Below are 16,995 nucleotides of genomic sequence, written 5' to 3'. Positions count from 1 at the left end.
TAATCCTAAAGACAAAAAGAAGAAATTACCTACAAACGCGTATATACGCGCGTATAGAGACTTTTTGGATTTAGGGAACATGGAGGATATATGAGAGAAAAAAAGATTGAACAGCAACTGGTAAAAGAAGTGAAAGATATAGGTGGTATTGCACTTAAAATTGCATCACCAGGTTTTGATGGAATGCCAGACAGATTGATTCTTTTACCTAATAGAAAGCTAGCTTTTGTAGAGGTTAAAGCACCTGGTAAAACCTTAAGACCCCTACAAGAAAAGCGAAAAAGACAGTTAGAGGCACTTGGTTTTTTGGTGTTCTGCCTGGATCATATAGAACAGATTGGAGGGATACTTCGTGAAATACAAGCCTCATGAATATCAGGTTTATGCCACTGAGTATATCCTCAATCATCCCATAGCAGCAGTGCTCTTAGATATGGGATTAGGTAAGAGTGTCATAACCTTAACTGCTATCTTTGATTTAACACTGGATAGTTTTCTCGTTCGTAAGGTTCTGGTTATTGCACCACTTCGAGTAGCGAGAGATACATGGCCTGCAGAGATTGAAAAGTGGGATCACCTAAAGGGGCTTAAATACACCGTAGCAGTTGGTTCGGAGGTTCAGAGAAAAACAGCCCTTATGAAAAGAGCTCAAGTCTACATTATCAATCGAGAAAATGTGGAATGGCTAATTTCAAGAAGTGGAATTACCTTTGATTTTGATATGGTGGTAATTGATGAGCTGTCCTCTTTTAAATCTCATCAAGCCAAGAGATTTAAAAGTTTAATGAAAGTCAGGCCAAAGGTAAATAGGATAGTAGGACTTACTGGAACCCCATCCTCCAATGGATTGATGGATTTGTGGGCACAGTATCGCTTATTAGATATGGGGCAGCGATTAGGCAGGTTTATTGGCAGATATCGAGAGGATTACTTTGTACCAGATAAACGTAATCAACAAGTGATCTTCTCCTACAAGCCAAAACCGGGAGCAGAAGAAGCAATTTATAGGCTAATATCTGACATCACTATTAGCATGAAAGGGACAGACTACCTGAAGCTGCCGGAGCTGGTTATAAACGAAGTGGATGTAAAGCTTTCTGAAAAAGAAATGAAAACCCTCGACACTATGAAGCGGGATTTAATTACAACGGTTAAAGGCGAGGAAATTACTGCAGCCAATGCAGCAGCTCTTTCGGGAAAACTCCTGCAGATGGCAAACGGAGCGGTCTATGATGACCAAGGTACAGTCCTTCATATACATGACCGCAAGCTGGATGCACTGGAAGACTTAATCGAAGCCGCTAATGGCAAGCCAGTTCTAATTGCTTATTGGTTTAAGCATGATTTATCTCGAATACAAAAGCGCTTTGAGGTTGAGGTATTATCCACTAGCGATTCTATTAAGAGGTGGAATGATGGAGAAATCCCCATTGCAGTCATCCATCCAGCATCAGCAGGACATGGACTGAACTTGCAAGCTGGAGGTTCAACTCTTGTATGGTTTAGTCTAACTTGGAGTCTAGAGCTTTATCAGCAAACCAACGCCCGTCTTTGGCGGCAAGGACAAAAAGAAACGGTAGTGATTCATCACTTGATTTCCAAAGGCACCATTGATGAACGTGTAATGAAAGCCCTAAATGATAAAAACAATACTCAATCCGCACTGATAGATGCGGTTAAAGCCACACTAAAGGAGGTCTGATAAAATGAACATTGTCTGGCAATATTTAGATAAAAGAGCAGCGGCAATTAACGCCCTAAAAGATTACAGCAGTATGAAGTACATCATAGAACATACCGATGAGGACATTGCAACCCTCAACGAAGAAATGAGTTCCCCAGCTTCTCCAGTTATCAATGGCATGCCATCGACCCATGATCCAAAAGCTGGAGAGAAAAGGCTCATTGCCTGCATCAATGAAATTGATGTATTGAAAGAACGTTATCGTCAAGCACTGGAATACATGGACTGGTTTCAACCGGCATGGGATGCTTTAACAGAAGATGAGCAGTATGTGTTAAAGGAGTTTTATTTGGATGATGAACAAAAGCAGATTGATGCAGTGTATAACATTTGTGATCACTTCAATATTGAACGTTCTTCTGCATACAACAAAAAGAATCGAGCGCTTCAGCATCTTGCGCTACTACTCTATGGAAAGTAATGAGTAATATCATGGACGATTTTATTAGAAATCCATAATACAATGGTATTGTGAAAAATTGTAGAGAGCCTTCGTGGAAATACCGCGGGGGCTTTTTGTATGTCCAAAGGAGGTGCGAAATGCCAAAGAAACCAAAAAGACCATGTTCTTATCCTGGTTGTCCGGAACTGACAGATGGACGCTTTTGTCCGGAGCATACAAAAAAAGAAGCTTCTCGTTATGAAAAATATCAGAGAGATCCTGAAACGAGGAAGCGTTACGGTCGTGCATGGAAAAGAATACGTGACCGTTACATTACAGCCCATCCACTATGTGAAGAGTGTAAAAGACAAGGAAAGCTGACACCAGCAACTGAAGTGCACCATATCCTTCCCTTGGCACGAGGTGGGACACACGATGAAAGCAACCTAATGGCTCTTTGTACTCCTTGTCACTCAGCTATCACAGCAAGAGATGGAGACCGTTGGGGAACCCGGTAGGGGGAGTCATATCTCCACAGCTATTTAAATGTGCAACGGGCGTGGGGATTCGTGCAAAAAGTCGCAGTTTCAAACGGGGTAATACCCCCTTAATAAGAAATGAGGTGAGTTAATGGCCAAAGATGGTACAAATCGAGGTGGTGCCCGTATTGGATCTGGTCAGAAAAAGAAAGCACTTATAGATAAAATTGCTGAGGGAAATCCCGGAAAAAGAAAACTGGAAGTTATTGAATTTAAAAATACCGCAGAACTTCAAGGGCAGGAGATGCCACAGCCAAGGGCTATGCTTTCAGCAGTACAAAAGGATGGTAAAACCTTAGTAGCTAGCGAAATTTATGAGCTTACGTGGAAATGGCTTGAGGAGCGAGGGTGTGCACATCTAGTTCTACCACAGCTATTAGAAAGATATGCCATGAGTGCTGCTAGGTGGATACAGTGTGAGGAAGCAATAAGTGAGTTTGGTTTTCTTGCTAAGCATCCAACTACTGGCAACGCTATCCAAAGTCCATACGTTTCCATGAGCCATAATTTTATGAGTCAAACCAACAGACTCTGGATGGAAATATATCAGATTGTTCGTGAAAACTGTGCGACAGAGTATTCTGGTGCAAATCCACAGGATGATGTGATGGAACGACTGTTGACTGCCCGTAGAGGCAAATAAAGATTAGGAGATGTGTAATGAGTAAGAGATATTTAACAGCAGAAAGTGTATGTGCAGGGCATCCTGATAAACTGTGCGATATTATTGCTGACAATATTTTAGATGCATGTCTTAGAAAAGATAAAGCATCACGCATAGCTTGTGAGGTTATGGCTACTAAAGGAAAAATTATCGTGGCGGGCGAGATCTCCTGCAGCGAGAAAATAGACATCCGACACATTGTTAGGAATGTCCTTAAAGAGATTGGATACAACCCTCTTAAATTCTTGATTTATGTATTTGTACACAAACAAAGTGTAGATATTGCAACTGGCGTGGATACTGCACTGGAAGTAAGAAATGGGATAAACGAACAGTATGGATCGATAGGTGCTGGAGACCAGGGAACTGTGTATGGCTATGCTACAAAGGAAACAGGAGAAATGCTTCCCCTTCCCCTTGTCTTATCTCATCGAATTGTAAAGAGACTAGATGAGGCAAGGAAAGGTAAACTTATTAAAGGTATCCTTCCCGATGGAAAAGCACAGGTGACCATTGAGTATAATGATGATGTTCCAGTGAGAGTTAAGACCATTGTAGTGTCAGTTCAGCATGAAAAGAATAAAACTCAGGAAGAGTTAAAATCAGATATTCTAAATAATGTGTTATGGCAGTGTTTTGAGGATTTCCCTTTTGATGATGAAACAGAAATTCTTATTAATCCATCTGGACAGTTTGTATTAGGTGGACCTGCTGCAGATACAGGTTTAACTGGAAGAAAGATCATGGTGGACACTTATGGCGGTCTTGCATCCCATGGGGGTGGTGCTCTTTGTGGGAAAGATCCCACAAAAGTTGACCGAAGCGGTGCTTATATGGCTCGGTATATTGCGAAACATATCGTTTGGTGTGGGTATGCCAAGAAATGTGAAGTGAGTATTTCCTATGCCATTGGTAAGGCAAATCCTGTAGCCTTTACTATAAATACCCTTGGCACAGGTATTGTTTCTGACGAAATATTAACTCTTGTTGCACAGGAAGTTTTCAATTTAAGACCTGCAGCAATCATAGAGAAGTTGCGTCTAAGGAATGTGATTTACTCTGATACAGCCGTTTATGGGCACTTTAATAGTTGTCTGTTTCCGTGGGAAGATGTAAATAACTATAGTGAATTTAGAAAGGCGGTGGAAAAGTATGTTGATAGAGAAGATAAAAACTAAACAACTCATCCCCGCTGAATATAACCCAAGGAAGGATTTAAAACCGGGTGATCCGGAATATGAGAAACTTAAACGCTCCCTTGAGGAGTTTGGATATGTAGAACCCGTAATATGGAATAAGACCACAGGCAGAGTCATCGGAGGTCATCAGCGTTTGAAAATCCTGCTGAGTATGGGCATGGATGAGATAGAATGCGTAGTTGTTGAAATGGATGAGCAAAAGGAGAAGGCGCTGAACATTGCACTAAATAAAATAAGCGGAGATTGGGATAAAGACAAATTAGCACTTCTCATTACAGACCTTAATGCTTCAGACTTTGATGTATCTCTGACCGGTTTTGACCCGGGAGAGTTGGATGATCTTTTCAAGGATTCCCTTAAGGATAATATAAAAGAAGATGATTTCGATGTAGACAGCGAGCTAAAAAAGTCCGCTGTTTCGCATTTAGGGGATATTTGGCTACTTGGACAGCATCGATTAGTCTGCGGAGACAGTACAAAGAAAGACACCTTTGATGTCTTGATGGATGGGAAAACTGCTAATTTGGTAGTTACGGACCCTCCATATAATGTTAACTATGAAGGCACTGCTGGAAAAATCAAAAATGACAACATGGCTAACGAAGCGTTCTATGATTTTCTGCTTGCGGCATTTCAAAATACCGAAGCGGTAATGGCAAAGGACGCTTCTATTTATGTATTCCATGCAGATACAGAAGGACTTAATTTTAGAAAAGCCTTTGTTGACGCAGGCTTTTATCTTTCCGGTACTTGCATTTGGAAGAAACAGTCCTTGGTTCTTGGAAGATCCCCTTATCAGTGGCAGCATGAACCGGTGCTATTTGGTTGGAAAAAGAAGGGTAATCATCTCTGGTATTCAGATCGCAAGCAATCAACCATATGGGAGTTTGATAAACCCAAGAAGAATGCAGATCATCCAACTATGAAGCCTATTGCTTTAATTGCGTACCCCATTATGAACTCTAGCCTTACCAATAGCATCGTGCTTGATCCTTTTGGTGGTTCAGGAAGTACACTGATTGCCTGTGAGCAGACAGATAGAATCTGCTACACCATTGAACTGGATGAAAAGTACTGTGATGTCATTGTAAAAAGGTATATTGAGCAAGTTGGAAAATCAGACAGTGTGTTTCTCCTAAGAGATGGTTCGAAAATAAGATATTGTGACCTGCCGGAGGTGAATGTAGATGAGTAAATTGAGACTCGGCTCCCTTTTTGATGGGAGCGGAGGTTTTCCTCTAGGCGGTCTGCTCTGTGGCATTGAGCCTTTATGGGCATCTGAAATTGAGCCGTTTCCTATAAGAGTTACGACCAAACGCATCCCTCAGATGAAGCATTATGGGGATATAAACAAATTAAATGGTGCGGAGCTTCCACCTGTAGATATCATAACATTTGGCTCTCCCTGCACAGATATGAGTGTGGCGGGTAAAAGAGCGGGTCTGGACGGAGAACAATCCGTCCTTTTTTATGAAGCAATACGAATTATCAAGGAAATGAGGTGTAAGACCAATGGACAATATCCAAGGTATGCAGTCTGGGAAAATGTCCCCGGAGCATTCTCGTCAAATAAAGGAGAGGACTTTAGGGCAGTCCTCGAAACGATCATCGGTGTCAAAGAGCCGAACACCTCGGTGCCTTTACCTGAAAAAGGACGATGGCCATACGCTGACATCTATATGGCAGACGGATGGAGTGTGGCTTACCGAACTATCGATGCGCAATATTTCGGAGTACCCCAACGTCGTCGTAGAATCTACCTTGTCGCAGATTTTGCAGGCAGAAGTGCCGCAGAAATACTATTTGAGTCCGAAGGCATGCCAAGGAATTTTACGCCGAGCGGCAGCCCGTGGCAAAGAACTTCCGGAAATGCTAAAAACTGCACTAGAAAGACAGGCACTGTATGCTTAAACGATCAAGGTGGACAACGCATCGATGTGCTTGATGATAAGACGGCAACACTTAGAGCAAAAGCAAATCATCCACCCTGTGTAATGTTTGAAAACCACAGTCAAGATACACGATACAAAGGCCCCGTTGATGTAGCACCAACTGTATCCGCTACATATGGGAAGGGTGGTAATAATCAACCTTTTGTAACAACTGCTGGATTCTGCACAGAACATTCATCGGATAGTCGTAGTATTGGATATGAGGAGGAAATTTCACCAACGTTAAGGGCAGGAGACGTACCAGCGGCTGTATCATTAAATGAGACTCCAAAGACCCTAAAAATTCGTTCTGGGTGTGAAGGTGGCGGTAAAGGTGCGTTAATTCAAGATGATAAGTCTGCGACCCTTGGATGCAACAATGACCAGACCGTTTTTGTGCCTACTGCATTTGGCATCTGTTCTGATAAGAGCAACTCTATGCAGTCAAGCAATCCTCACAGCGGTATATATGAAGCGGATACTTCTCGAACCATCGATGCTAATGGTGGAAATCCGGGATGTAATCAAGGTGGTATTGCTGTAGTTGCTCTTCAAGGCTCTATGATTGGAAGACAGGATAAAAACGGTCCTCAAGGAGCTGGCATAAATGATAATATGAGTTTTACTCTTAATACAGTGGATCGACATGGTGTTGTGTATGCAATTGATCGTGAAACCTTTAACTGCGGACAGAATTTTGCTAGAAATTTAGGGATAACAGAAGACAGTGTTGCGTCAACTTTAAATGCTCAAGGCCCATCGGCTGTGGCACAACCTTATCAGAATGTCAGCGGTACGATTTCTGCAGGTGCACATCCAAGTGGTTTTAACGGTCAGGATGCATCAAACGATATGCTTATTACAGTCAAGAAAAACGATGAGCCAAATTATATCGTCCGAAGGCTTACACCAACAGAATGTGCAAGATTGCAAGGCTTCCCGGATGATTGGTGTGATGACCTTGGTACGGAAAATCCTACAGAAGATGAAATTTCATTCTGGACGGAGGTTTGGGAAACCCATCGCAAAATCATGGGTAAGAGTAGCAAGCCGAAAACAAGAAAGCAAATTATTAAATGGCTTAACAACCCCCATTCCGATTCAGCTGAGTACAAAATGTGGGGTAATGGTGTAGCACTTCCATGCGTCTGTTTTGTGCTGACTGGCATTGTGTTATCTGCACGGAATACCGCCGATTAATGGAACAGTATTTTCTACAGAAAGATGCCCTAAATGACTTGATATTAACAGCCTTTAGAGTGATATATGTATGTACCGAAAATAGAAAGGCGGTATAAAAATGCAGATAAACTATAATGTCACAGGAGCAAAAAGAAAAGAGTTAGTCAACGCAATCAGCCAAAAACTGAATACTCCTGCAAGATATCTTGGAGCACCTACATTTGCATATGAAGTGGCAGACTACAACATTGACAAAAACGGGGTAGTCAGAGGGCCAGATAATTCTGAACTGGTTAATGATCTATTAGGCCTTTATGACTTCAATGCGGTTACAGCAGAATATGACACACCACTTCCAGAAGCAGCGCCTGTTCCTGAAAATATTCAAGTTCCCAATGAAGCGGCTCTTGGGAGTATGGAAAGTCCAAATAGTGATTACGAAGAACCTCCCGTATACAGCGAATCAAATGAAACCGAAGAAGCTATTAGTTTGATTATTCAAATGCCGAGGGAGGGTTTTAGCGAAACTGCACTGGGTAACCTAAAAGGATTGGTAGAAAGCAAAGAAACCCTTATAAAGAAAGCACTTGATACTGATTCTATTCCCATTATCATAAATGAGGAATTTATAACCTTCCCTTGGTTCCAGAGTGAGTGCTCCGCAGAGGAGGTTAAGGCTTATACCCACTTTGTAACAGCACTTTGTGAAATGGCAAAGAAGCAGACCCGCGTCAACTCGACCGAGAAATCAGTGGAGAATGAAAAGTACGCTTTCCGTTGTTTCCTTCTAAGACTTGGCTTTATCGGGTCAGAATACAAAACAGAACGAAAAATTCTCCTCTCCAAACTGTCGGGTAGCTCTGCCTTCAAAAGCGGAAGTGCCAAGCATGAGGAGGTGAGTGAATAATGAATATCATTCATCCAGAAATGCTAAAGCATCTTAGAAGCTATTACACTCCAGGAACTCGTGTCATGCTACTTAAGATGAATGACCCTTATACCAAGCTTCAGCCAGGAGATAAAGGAACGGTTACTAGTGTTGATGATATGGGAACTATCCACGTCAGTTGGGATTCAGGCAGTTCTCTTGGAGTGGTCTTTGGAGAGGATTTATGCAAGAAAATTGAAGAATAAAAACACACATTTTAAGTCCAATATGGCAGTAAATATGTGGATTTATATTGCAGAATTGTCTTGCTATATAAGCCTTTTAGAGTGATATATGTACATGCCGAAAGGACAAACACACTTTAAAAGGAGCGAGACACGATGTTAAGTGCAAAATTCGGGATTGAGATTGAATTTACTGGGATTACAAGGGAAAGGGCAGCTAGAGTCGCCGCAGAGTTTTTGCAAGGCATTTACAGTGAAGGCGGGACTTACTATGATACCAAGAAGGTAAAAACTCCAGATGGTCGCGTGTGGAAGTTTGTGTACGATGGGAGCATCAACTGCCAAAGAAAAGAAGGTGGAAGAAAAGTAGCTGCAGGTAGAGATTATAGCGTTGAGCTGGTTAGCCCAATCCTAACCTATCGTGAGGACATTGAAACTTTGCAGGAGCTAGTAAGAAAGCTTCGAAAGGCTGGAGCCTTTACAAACACTTCTTGTGGAATTCACATTCATTTAGATGGCTCCAACCATACACCAAGAAGCATCCGAAACTTTGTAAATATTATTGCAAGTAAAAACGATCTTTTTTATAAAGCACTACAGATTGCACCAGAGCGAATGCGCTACTGCAAGAAGATGGATAGCATTTTAGTTGAGAAGATGAACCACAAAAAGCCAACGACCATGAGGCAGATTGAGGACATTTGGTACGAAGGCTACAGCGAAAGCAGGGGTACACATTACCACAATAGTAGATACCATTTCCTTAATCTACATAGCTTTTTTACTGGGAATCATACGGTTGAGCTTAGAGGCTTTAATAGCGAGCTGCACGCAGGCAAGATCAGAAGCTACATTGTTCTTGCCTTAGCTTTAAACAACCAAGCTTTAACGCAAAAATTTGCCTCTGCGAAGAAGCCTCAAGTAGAAAATGAAAAGTTTGCCATGAGAACCTACCTAAACCGTATTGGGTTTATAGGAGAAGAGTTCAAAAACTGCAGAGAGCATTTAACAGCAGCACTTTCAGGTTCTGCAGCTTGGCGGTTTCGGGCGGCCTGAGCTGCCCTAAGGTCCTAAGCTAGGAAGGAGGAAAACAATGAGTAACAAACTATATCTTGCCTATGGTTCTAATCTTAATCTGGAGCAAATGGCAACCAGATGCCCCACAGCCAAGGTAGTTGGGGCAAGTAAAATAAAAGGTTATCGGCTGCTTTTTAGAGGATCACATGCGGGAGCAGTGGCAACCATAGAGCCTTTCAAAGGCGAAAGCGTTCCAGTGTTAGTCTGGGATATCACACCGGCAGATGAAGCGGCTCTTGACCGCTATGAAGGATGGCCATTTTTATATCGTAAAGAAACCATTAAAGTGAGATTGAATGGTAAAACTGTGCAGGCTATGGTCTACATCATGAATGAAGGAAGGCCATTAGGCCAGCCAAGCTGTTATTATTATAGCACCATTCTAGATGGCTATAAAAGTGCAGGTTTTGATGTAGAGATTCTGCGTAAGGCGGTAGCGGATTCTTTTGAGGAGGATAATGAATGAACCAAACCATAAAAAAACAAATACTTGCCATTCGAGATTCAGGTGAAACAAATATGTTTGATATCCCGATTGTGACTAGCATTGCTTTAAGAGAAGGCTATAGTAAGCTAGTAGATTACCTTGAAAAGAATAAAGAAGCATATGTCCATTTTATTCTGACAGGGGAAGACAAAACAAAATAAAATAGCCTAATCAACTATATAAAATATTAAGGAACTCTTAGGGGGTTCCTTTTTTCGTATCCATAAGGAGGTGGCGTCCATACGTAAACTAAAAAAATATAAGCCGACCATCTTTAAGGCGGATGGTTCGGTATATGATAAGGACGCTGCAGACATTGCGGTGTCTTTTATTAATTGCTTAAAACATACGAAGGGAGAATGGTATGGGCAGCCATTTGAACTTATAGACTGGCAGGAACAGATTATCCGCGATGTGTTTGGGATTATAAAGCCGAATGGCTACCGTCAATTTAATACTGCCTATATAGAAATTGCTAAAAAGCAAGGAAAATCTGAACTTGCAGCAGCGGTTGCCTTGCTCCTTACTTGTGGTGATTTTGAGCATGGTGGTGAAGTATATGGATGTGCATCTGACAGACAGCAAGCTTCCATTGTTTTTGATGTAGCAGTTGATATGGTAGAACAATGCCCAGCTCTGAAAGCAAGAATTAAACCGGTACTATCGCAAAAACGACTTGTTTATAAACCTCTAGGTAGTTTCTATCAAGTTTTATCTGCAGAGGCATATACCAAGCATGGACTAAATGTGCATGGTGTGGTATTTGACGAACTTCATGCTCAGCCAAATAGACAGCTTTTCGATGTCATGACTCATGGTTCCGGTGATGCCAGAAAACAACCACTGTATTTCTTAATCACAACTGCTGGGAATGACACCCATTCCATTTGCTACGAGGTGCATCAAAAGGCCAAAGATATCCTGGAAGGGCGAAAGGTTGACCCTACATTCTATCCTGTCATTTACGGTGCTGACGAAGATGATGACTGGACAGATCCAAAGGTATGGGCGAAAGCCAACCCCTCTCTGGGTATTACAGTGGACATTGAAAAGATACAGATTGCTTGTGAAAGCGCAAAGCAAAACCCAGCCGAAGAGAACCTATTCAGGCAGCTTCGTTTGAATCAATGGGTTAAACAGTCGATACGTTGGATGCCTATGGAAAAGTGGGATAAATGTGCTTTTACTGTAAACCCAGAAAGTCTTACAGGGCGTGTGTGTTATGGTGGTTTGGACTTATCCTCTACAACCGATATAACAGCATTTGTTCTTGTATTCCCTCCTGAGTATGAGGGAGATAAATATATCATCCTCCCTTTTTTCTGGATTCCAGAAGATAACATGGACCAAAGGGTAAAGCGTGATCATGTTCCCTATGACGTATGGGAGAAGCAGGGGTTCTTACACACCACTGAAGGAAACGTGGTGCATTATGGTTACATCGAAAACTTTATCGAAGAGCTGGGCTTAAAGTACAACATTCGAGAAATTGCTTTTGACCGGTGGGGAGCTGTACAGATGACACAAAACTTAGAGAACCTTGGGTTTACAGTAGTTCCTTTCGGTCAAGGTTTTAAAGATATGAGTCCACCTACAAAGGAATTAATGAAGCTTACCTTAGAGGAGAAACTGGCCCATGGTGGACATCCGGTTTTGCGATGGATGATGGATAACATCTTTATACGTACTGATCCTGCTGGGAATATCAAGCCGGATAAAGAAAAATCAACTGAAAGAATAGATGGAGCAGTCGCTACCATTATGGCTCTTGACCGAGCAATCCGCAAAGGTGGAACAGGTAACTCTGTTTATGACGGTCGAGGGCTTCTTATTTTGTAGCAAAGGAGAGTGATGCAGATGGGATTGTTTTCTAATATTTTCAAAGCACGTGATAAGCCGCAAAATCGAACCACAGGAAGCAATTACAGCTTCTTTTTTGGTGGAACAACCAGCGGTAAGCCTGTAAACGAACATACAGCAATGCAAATGACAGCGGTCTATTCATGCGTAAGAATACTTGCAGAGGCTGTGGCAGGGCTCCCCCTACACCTATATAAATACACTGATAGCGGTGGTAAGGAGAAAGCACTTTCTCATCCACTGTATTTTTTATTACATGATGAGCCGAATCCAGAGATGAGTTCTTTCGTTTTCCGAGAAACGTTAATGACTCATCTTTTATTATGGGGTAATGCCTATGCACAAATTATTCGAAATGGCAAAGGCGAAGTCATAGCACTATATCCGTTAATGCCTAATCGAATGTCGGTGGATCGGGATTCCAGTGGCGCTCTTTATTATACTTATACTAAGTATTCTGATGAAGCACCTACGATGAAAGGTATGACAGTCACACTTAGACCAAGTGATGTATTTCATATACCTGGCTTAGGCTTTGATGGACTAGTGGGCTATTCGCCGATTGCAATGGCTAAGAATGCTATAGGTATGGCAATTGCTTGTGAGGAATATGGAGCTAAATTCTTTGCTAACGGAGCTGCTCCAGGAGGGGTACTTGAGCATCCAGGTACCATTAAAGACCCTCAAAAAGTACGGGATAGTTGGAATGCAGCCTATCAGGGAAGCAGTAACTCTCATCGTGTAGCGGTGCTTGAAGAAGGAATGAAGTATCAGCCTATTGGTATCTCACCAGAACAAGCTCAGTTCTTAGAAACAAGAAAATTTCAGATTAATGAAATCGCTCGAATTTTCCGCGTACCTCCACATATGGTAGGAGACTTGGAAAAATCGAGCTTTTCTAATATTGAGCAACAGTCACTGGAGTTTGTGAAATACACATTAGATCCTTGGGTGATTCGTTGGGAGCAGACCATCAGCCGAGCACTTTTAAGGCCAGATGAAAAGAAACTTTATTTTGCCAAGTTCAATGTAGATGGACTGCTTCGAGGTGATTATGTTTCTCGAATGAATGGGTATGCAACCGCGAGACAGAACGGCTGGATGAGTGCCAATGATATTAGGGAGCTTGAGAACCTTGATCGAATCCCACCAGAGCTTGGAGGAGATTTATATCTAATCAATGGCAATATGACCAAACTTGAAGATGCGGGTATTTTCGCAAATAAAGAAGGATTGGAGGGAAAACCTGAATGAAGAAATTTTGGAATTGGGTTCGCGACACAGATACACAGACACGAACCCTCTATCTAAACGGTGCAATTGCCGAGGAGAGTTGGTTTGAGGATGATGTTACCCCAGCTGCTTTTAGAGAAGAGCTAATGAGTGGTGAAGGAGACATAGTAGTTTGGATTAACTCTCCTGGTGGTGATTGTATTGCAGCATCTCAGATATACAACATGCTAATGGATTATAAAGGAAACGTCACTGTAAAGATTGACGGTATTGCTGCATCAGCTGCTTCTGTCATCGCTATGGCAGGGACGGAAGTCTTAATGTCTCCTACCTCACTGATGATGATCCATAATCCCTTTACCATAGCTATTGGCGATAGTGAGGAGATGCAAAAAGCAATCCAAATGCTTGATGAAGTGAAAGAGAGCATCATCAATGCATATGAGCTTAAAACCGGCTTATCTAGAACAAGGTTGTCGCACCTGATGGATGCTGAAACCTGGCTAAACGCCAATAAGGCAGTTGAGCTTGGTTTTGCAGATGACATTATGTTCAAACCAGGAGAGAGTTCACTACAAGACAGCTTTGTATTCAGCAGAAGAGCAGTGACCAATTCACTAATGAATAAACTTCAAAAACCAGTTGTAAAACAGTCAGTAGAGCCGCTTTATGAGCGGCTTAATTTATTGAAATATTAGGAGGAATAAAAATGAGTAAAATTCTTGAACTGCGTGAAAAACGCGCAAAAGCATGGGAAGCAGCAAAGGCATTTCTTGATTCAAAGCGTGGTAGTGATGGGCTTGTATCCGCAGAAGATGCAGCAACCTATGACAAAATGGAAGAAGACATTATTAATCTCGGTAAGGAAATAGCAAGATTGGAACGTCAAGAGGCTCTTGAAGCAGAGCTTAATAAGCCAGTAAATATGCCTCTTACTGGAAAGCCAGCTGTTCCAGGGATGGATACAAAGACCGGAAGAGCCAGTGATGAATATAGGAAAGCATTCTGGAACGTAATGCGTAGCAAAAACCCTCGTCATGATGTGTTAAACGCCTTATCTGTAGGCACTGATTCTGAGGGAGGATACCTTGTTCCTGATGAATTTGAGCGCACCTTGGTTCAAACTCTTGAGGAAGAGAATGTATTCCGTAAACTTGCAAAGATTATTCAAACTTCAAGTGGTGATCGTAAAATCCCGGTTGTGGTGACCAAAGGCACAGCTGCTTGGCTTGACGAAGGTGAGGAGTTTGATGAGAGTGATTCTGTATTCGGTCAGACATCTATTGGTGCTTACAAGCTGGGTACAATGATTAAAGTTTCTGATGAACTTCTCAATGACAGTGTATTTGATCTGGAGAATTATATCTCCACTGAATTTGCCCGTAGAATCGGTGCTAAGGAAGAAGAAGCTTTTTTAGTTGGAGACGGAGATGGAAAACCTACTGGTATTTTCAACGCAACAGGCGGAGCACAGCTTGGAGTGACAGCAGGGTCTGCAACTGCTATTACTGCAGATGAGATTATCGATCTTGTTTACTCATTAAAAGCGCCATATAGAAAGAACGCGGTATTCCTGATGAATGATGCAACAGTAAAGGCAATCCGTAAGCTGAAAGACGGTCAAGGTCAATATCTGTGGCAACCTTCTTTAACAGCAGGTACTCCAGATACTTTATTAAATCGTCCGGTTTATACTTCAGCTTATGCTCCTACTATTGAAGCTGGAGCTAAAACTATTGCCTTCGGTGATTTCGGATATTATTGGATTGCCGATAGACAGGGACGTTCTTTCAAACGTTTAAACGAGCTTTTTGCAACCACAGGGCAGGTTGGTTTCCTTGCGAGCCAGCGTGTAGATGGAAAGCTTATCTTACCTGAAGCCATCAAAGTTCTTCAGCAGAAGGCTTAATGGGAGGTGTAAATGATGAGCTATAACGCAAAGAACTACACCGAACAAGGCGGGGAAAAGACAGTTATAGGTGGAGAGCTTGTAATTGAAGAGGGAGCCAAAGTAACTGGGCTCCCTGTTCTTGATAATCAACCAGCAAGTACTGCGGAAACTGTAGAAGCTTTGGTGACAGACTTTAATGCCTTACTAAGTAAGCTTAAAGCCGCAGGAATCATGACTGCGGATACGCCTTAAAAAAAGGATGGTGACGGTTATGACTCTATTTGAAAAAGTAAAAGCTAACTTAATTCTCGAGCATGAACGCGATGATGAGCTTCTTCAAATGTATATCAACACCGCTATCGCTTATGCCGAGAGTTATCAGCATCTACCAGAAGGACATTATTCTGAAAATGAAATGCCACCAACTACAGAGCAAGCCGTCATCATGTTATCATCTCACTTCTATGAAAGTCGAGATGGCAGTACTGGCGGCTTTTTTGCTGATAACGTCCAGGCAAGCCAACAAGTTTGGAACACTGTAAATTTACTGCTTAGACTTGACCGAGATTGGAAGGTGTAGAGTATGAGTTTTGGTAAGATGAACACCTTTATTGATATCATATCCGTTGAAACAACGAGAGACAGTGAAGGTTTCGGTAAATCTAAGGATATCATCCTTGCTTCTGTTCGTGCTTATAAAGAAGAACGTCATGGTAATGAAAAATGGGCCAATCGAGCAGTATTTTCTGAAGCGACTGCTCTGTTTTGCTTTCGTAAGATACCTGATGTTGAGGTGTCTACCAATACGGTGATTGTGTGTAGTGATGGTCGTTATGAGATTACAAATGTTGAAGATGTAAAAGGCAGAGGCATGTATATTGAAGTTTTGGCAAAAAAGGTGGTGGGGTCAAGTGGCTAAAGTACAAGTTAAAATGCCTGAGGAGTTCCTTCTAAAACTATCAAGACTGGGAGAAAAGACGGATGAAATTATTCCAAAAGTACTTGAGTCAGGCGGAGAAATTGTTTTAGAAAAGGTAATGTCAAATTTGAAAGCTTTAGTTGGTAGTGGAACAAAAGAGAAAAGTCGGTCTACTGGTGAGCTTGTCAATTCCCTGGGACTGTCTCCGGCAAAAGTAGATAGGAATGGAAATTTTAACGTGAAGGTGGGTTTCAAGGAGCCACGAAGAAATGGCGAAAGTAATGCCAAGATAGCCAATATTATTGAATATGGAAAATCAGGTCAGCCACCAAAACCATTTTTAAAGCCTGCAAGAAGTGCGTCAAGAAAAGCATGTATTGACGCTATGAAGAAAAGGTTTGAGCAGGAGGTAGAAAACTTATGAGTATATTAAATGAACTCAAATTCATTGCAGATATGTGCAATATTCCAGTAGAGACAGGACGGTTTTCTGGTGTTCCTCCTGATACTTATCTTGTGATTACACCTCTTATTGATTTGTTTGAGGTTCATGCGGATAACACACCGGGATATGAAGTACAGGAAGCCAGACTTTCCTTATTTGTTAAAGGTAGTTATACAGCTATAAAAAATGCAATTGTCCGCACTCTTTTGGGTGCGGATTTTACGATAACGGACCGTCGGTACATTGGACATGAGGATGATACCGATTATCACCATTATGCCATAGATGTGGCTAAATCATATGAATTTCAATTGGAAATGGAGGAATAA

The 16,995-nt window shown here is 41.8% G+C and carries 22 protein-coding genes; all 22 read left to right on the top strand.

Features of this window, described 5'->3' with window-relative positions; all coding sequences use genetic code 11:
- The first annotated feature begins 90 nt into the window (after positions 1-90).
- The 22 genes from AN619_RS11420 to AN619_RS11315 all read left to right on the top strand — a co-directional run bounded on the left by AN619_RS11420 (position 91) and on the right by AN619_RS11315 (position 16,995).
- Positions 91-372 (top strand): VRR-NUC domain-containing protein, encoded by a 282-nt coding sequence (locus tag AN619_RS11420; protein ID WP_046058020.1) that lies wholly within the window; start codon positions 91-93, stop codon positions 370-372.
- Positions 353-1,702: a DEAD/DEAH box helicase gene (locus AN619_RS11415; RefSeq protein ID WP_068557073.1), complete on the top strand. Its 1,350-nt coding sequence runs from the start codon at positions 353-355 to the stop codon at positions 1,700-1,702. Before AN619_RS11420 ends, AN619_RS11415 begins: the two co-directional genes overlap by 20 nt.
- A 4-nt stretch (positions 1,703-1,706) precedes the next feature.
- Positions 1,707-2,165, top strand: coding sequence for a hypothetical protein (locus tag AN619_RS11410; RefSeq protein ID WP_009052901.1), 459 nt, complete (start codon positions 1,707-1,709; stop codon positions 2,163-2,165).
- A 119-nt stretch (positions 2,166-2,284) separates the two neighbouring features.
- Complete coding sequence (locus AN619_RS11405) at positions 2,285-2,644, top strand: HNH endonuclease (RefSeq protein WP_068557071.1); 360 nt, start codon at positions 2,285-2,287, stop codon at positions 2,642-2,644.
- A gap of 112 nt (positions 2,645-2,756) precedes the next feature.
- Complete coding sequence (locus AN619_RS11400; protein WP_021400959.1) at positions 2,757-3,308, top strand: P27 family phage terminase small subunit; 552 nt, start codon at positions 2,757-2,759, stop codon at positions 3,306-3,308.
- Positions 3,309-3,325: 17 nt separating this feature from the next.
- Positions 3,326-4,507: a methionine adenosyltransferase gene (gene metK, locus AN619_RS11395; protein ID WP_157064999.1), complete on the top strand. Its 1,182-nt coding sequence runs from the start codon at positions 3,326-3,328 to the stop codon at positions 4,505-4,507.
- A complete protein-coding gene (locus AN619_RS11390) occupies positions 4,482-5,723 on the top strand; it encodes a site-specific DNA-methyltransferase (RefSeq protein ID WP_068557067.1) in 1,242 nt (413 codons plus the stop codon). The genes metK and AN619_RS11390 overlap by 26 nt, the downstream gene beginning before the upstream one ends.
- Complete coding sequence (locus tag AN619_RS11385; protein ID WP_068557065.1) at positions 5,716-7,659, top strand: DNA cytosine methyltransferase; 1,944 nt, start codon at positions 5,716-5,718, stop codon at positions 7,657-7,659. The genes AN619_RS11390 and AN619_RS11385 overlap by 8 nt, the downstream gene beginning before the upstream one ends.
- Before the next feature lie 100 nt (positions 7,660-7,759).
- Positions 7,760-8,548, top strand: a complete 789-nt coding sequence (locus AN619_RS11380) for a virulence protein (RefSeq protein WP_068557063.1) — start codon at positions 7,760-7,762, stop codon at positions 8,546-8,548.
- Positions 8,548-8,775, top strand: a complete 228-nt coding sequence (locus tag AN619_RS11375) for a DUF4314 domain-containing protein (protein WP_068557061.1) — start codon at positions 8,548-8,550, stop codon at positions 8,773-8,775. Before AN619_RS11380 ends, AN619_RS11375 begins: the two co-directional genes overlap by 1 nt.
- A 135-nt stretch (positions 8,776-8,910) precedes the next feature.
- Positions 8,911-9,810, top strand: a complete 900-nt coding sequence (locus AN619_RS11370; protein WP_068557059.1) for an amidoligase family protein — start codon at positions 8,911-8,913, stop codon at positions 9,808-9,810.
- A 37-nt stretch (positions 9,811-9,847) separates the two neighbouring features.
- Positions 9,848-10,297 (top strand): gamma-glutamylcyclotransferase family protein, encoded by a 450-nt coding sequence (locus AN619_RS11365; RefSeq protein ID WP_068557057.1) that lies wholly within the window; start codon positions 9,848-9,850, stop codon positions 10,295-10,297.
- A complete protein-coding gene (locus tag AN619_RS11360; RefSeq protein WP_068557055.1) occupies positions 10,294-10,479 on the top strand; it encodes a DUF5049 domain-containing protein in 186 nt (61 codons plus the stop codon). Before AN619_RS11365 ends, AN619_RS11360 begins: the two co-directional genes overlap by 4 nt.
- A gap of 70 nt (positions 10,480-10,549) precedes the next feature.
- Entirely contained in the window at positions 10,550-12,157 is a 1,608-nt protein-coding gene (locus tag AN619_RS11355) for a terminase large subunit (protein ID WP_456300647.1), read from the top strand.
- Positions 12,158-12,175: 18 nt separating this feature from the next.
- Positions 12,176-13,432, top strand: a complete 1,257-nt coding sequence (locus AN619_RS11350) for a phage portal protein (RefSeq protein ID WP_097033517.1) — start codon at positions 12,176-12,178, stop codon at positions 13,430-13,432.
- Positions 13,429-14,109 (top strand): head maturation protease, ClpP-related, encoded by a 681-nt coding sequence (locus AN619_RS11345; RefSeq protein ID WP_009052888.1) that lies wholly within the window; start codon positions 13,429-13,431, stop codon positions 14,107-14,109. Before AN619_RS11350 ends, AN619_RS11345 begins: the two co-directional genes overlap by 4 nt.
- A gap of 11 nt (positions 14,110-14,120) precedes the next feature.
- Positions 14,121-15,320 carry a phage major capsid protein gene (locus AN619_RS11340; protein WP_056975865.1) on the top strand — a complete coding sequence of 400 codons (1,200 nt, stop codon included), beginning with the start codon at positions 14,121-14,123 and terminating at the stop codon, positions 15,318-15,320.
- Positions 15,321-15,335: 15 nt separating this feature from the next.
- A complete protein-coding gene (locus AN619_RS11335) occupies positions 15,336-15,554 on the top strand; it encodes a hypothetical protein (RefSeq protein WP_012268679.1) in 219 nt (72 codons plus the stop codon).
- 19 nt (positions 15,555-15,573) lie between these two features.
- Positions 15,574-15,882: a head-tail connector protein gene (locus AN619_RS11330; RefSeq protein ID WP_009052885.1), complete on the top strand. Its 309-nt coding sequence runs from the start codon at positions 15,574-15,576 to the stop codon at positions 15,880-15,882.
- 3 nt (positions 15,883-15,885) lie between these two features.
- Positions 15,886-16,221: a head-tail adaptor protein gene (locus AN619_RS11325; RefSeq protein WP_012268680.1), complete on the top strand. Its 336-nt coding sequence runs from the start codon at positions 15,886-15,888 to the stop codon at positions 16,219-16,221.
- On the top strand, positions 16,214-16,645 hold the full coding sequence (locus AN619_RS11320; protein ID WP_068557053.1) for an HK97 gp10 family phage protein: 432 nt from the start codon (positions 16,214-16,216) through the stop codon (positions 16,643-16,645). Before AN619_RS11325 ends, AN619_RS11320 begins: the two co-directional genes overlap by 8 nt.
- Positions 16,642-16,995: a hypothetical protein gene (locus AN619_RS11315; RefSeq protein ID WP_068557051.1), complete on the top strand. Its 354-nt coding sequence runs from the start codon at positions 16,642-16,644 to the stop codon at positions 16,993-16,995. The genes AN619_RS11320 and AN619_RS11315 overlap by 4 nt, the downstream gene beginning before the upstream one ends.

Origin of the sequence: Thermotalea metallivorans, assembly GCF_001562415.1 — a bacterium.
GTDB classification, from domain to species: Bacteria; Bacillota; Clostridia; order Peptostreptococcales; family Thermotaleaceae; genus Thermotalea; species Thermotalea metallivorans.
The sequence above is the reverse complement of the archived record's forward strand: the minus strand, read 5'-3'. Positions and strand labels throughout refer to the sequence as shown.

Coding starts and splice junctions, on each gene's coding strand:
- AN619_RS11420 (WP_046058020.1), top strand. CDS start 91: ATGAGAGAAAAAAAGATTGAACAGCAACTGGTAAAAGAAGTGAAAGAT.
- AN619_RS11410 (WP_009052901.1), top strand. CDS start 1,707: ATGAACATTGTCTGGCAATATTTAGATAAAAGAGCAGCGGCAATTAAC.
- AN619_RS11405 (WP_068557071.1), top strand. CDS start 2,285: ATGCCAAAGAAACCAAAAAGACCATGTTCTTATCCTGGTTGTCCGGAA.
- AN619_RS11400 (WP_021400959.1), top strand. CDS start 2,757: ATGGCCAAAGATGGTACAAATCGAGGTGGTGCCCGTATTGGATCTGGT.
- metK (WP_157064999.1), top strand. CDS start 3,326: ATGAGTAAGAGATATTTAACAGCAGAAAGTGTATGTGCAGGGCATCCT.
- AN619_RS11390 (WP_068557067.1), top strand. CDS start 4,482: ATGTTGATAGAGAAGATAAAAACTAAACAACTCATCCCCGCTGAATAT.
- AN619_RS11385 (WP_068557065.1), top strand. CDS start 5,716: ATGAGTAAATTGAGACTCGGCTCCCTTTTTGATGGGAGCGGAGGTTTT.
- AN619_RS11380 (WP_068557063.1), top strand. CDS start 7,760: ATGCAGATAAACTATAATGTCACAGGAGCAAAAAGAAAAGAGTTAGTC.
- AN619_RS11375 (WP_068557061.1), top strand. CDS start 8,548: ATGAATATCATTCATCCAGAAATGCTAAAGCATCTTAGAAGCTATTAC.
- AN619_RS11370 (WP_068557059.1), top strand. CDS start 8,911: ATGTTAAGTGCAAAATTCGGGATTGAGATTGAATTTACTGGGATTACA.
- AN619_RS11365 (WP_068557057.1), top strand. CDS start 9,848: ATGAGTAACAAACTATATCTTGCCTATGGTTCTAATCTTAATCTGGAG.
- AN619_RS11360 (WP_068557055.1), top strand. CDS start 10,294: ATGAACCAAACCATAAAAAAACAAATACTTGCCATTCGAGATTCAGGT.
- AN619_RS11350 (WP_097033517.1), top strand. CDS start 12,176: ATGGGATTGTTTTCTAATATTTTCAAAGCACGTGATAAGCCGCAAAAT.
- AN619_RS11345 (WP_009052888.1), top strand. CDS start 13,429: ATGAAGAAATTTTGGAATTGGGTTCGCGACACAGATACACAGACACGA.
- AN619_RS11340 (WP_056975865.1), top strand. CDS start 14,121: ATGAGTAAAATTCTTGAACTGCGTGAAAAACGCGCAAAAGCATGGGAA.
- AN619_RS11335 (WP_012268679.1), top strand. CDS start 15,336: ATGAGCTATAACGCAAAGAACTACACCGAACAAGGCGGGGAAAAGACA.
- AN619_RS11330 (WP_009052885.1), top strand. CDS start 15,574: ATGACTCTATTTGAAAAAGTAAAAGCTAACTTAATTCTCGAGCATGAA.
- AN619_RS11325 (WP_012268680.1), top strand. CDS start 15,886: ATGAGTTTTGGTAAGATGAACACCTTTATTGATATCATATCCGTTGAA.
- AN619_RS11315 (WP_068557051.1), top strand. CDS start 16,642: ATGAGTATATTAAATGAACTCAAATTCATTGCAGATATGTGCAATATT.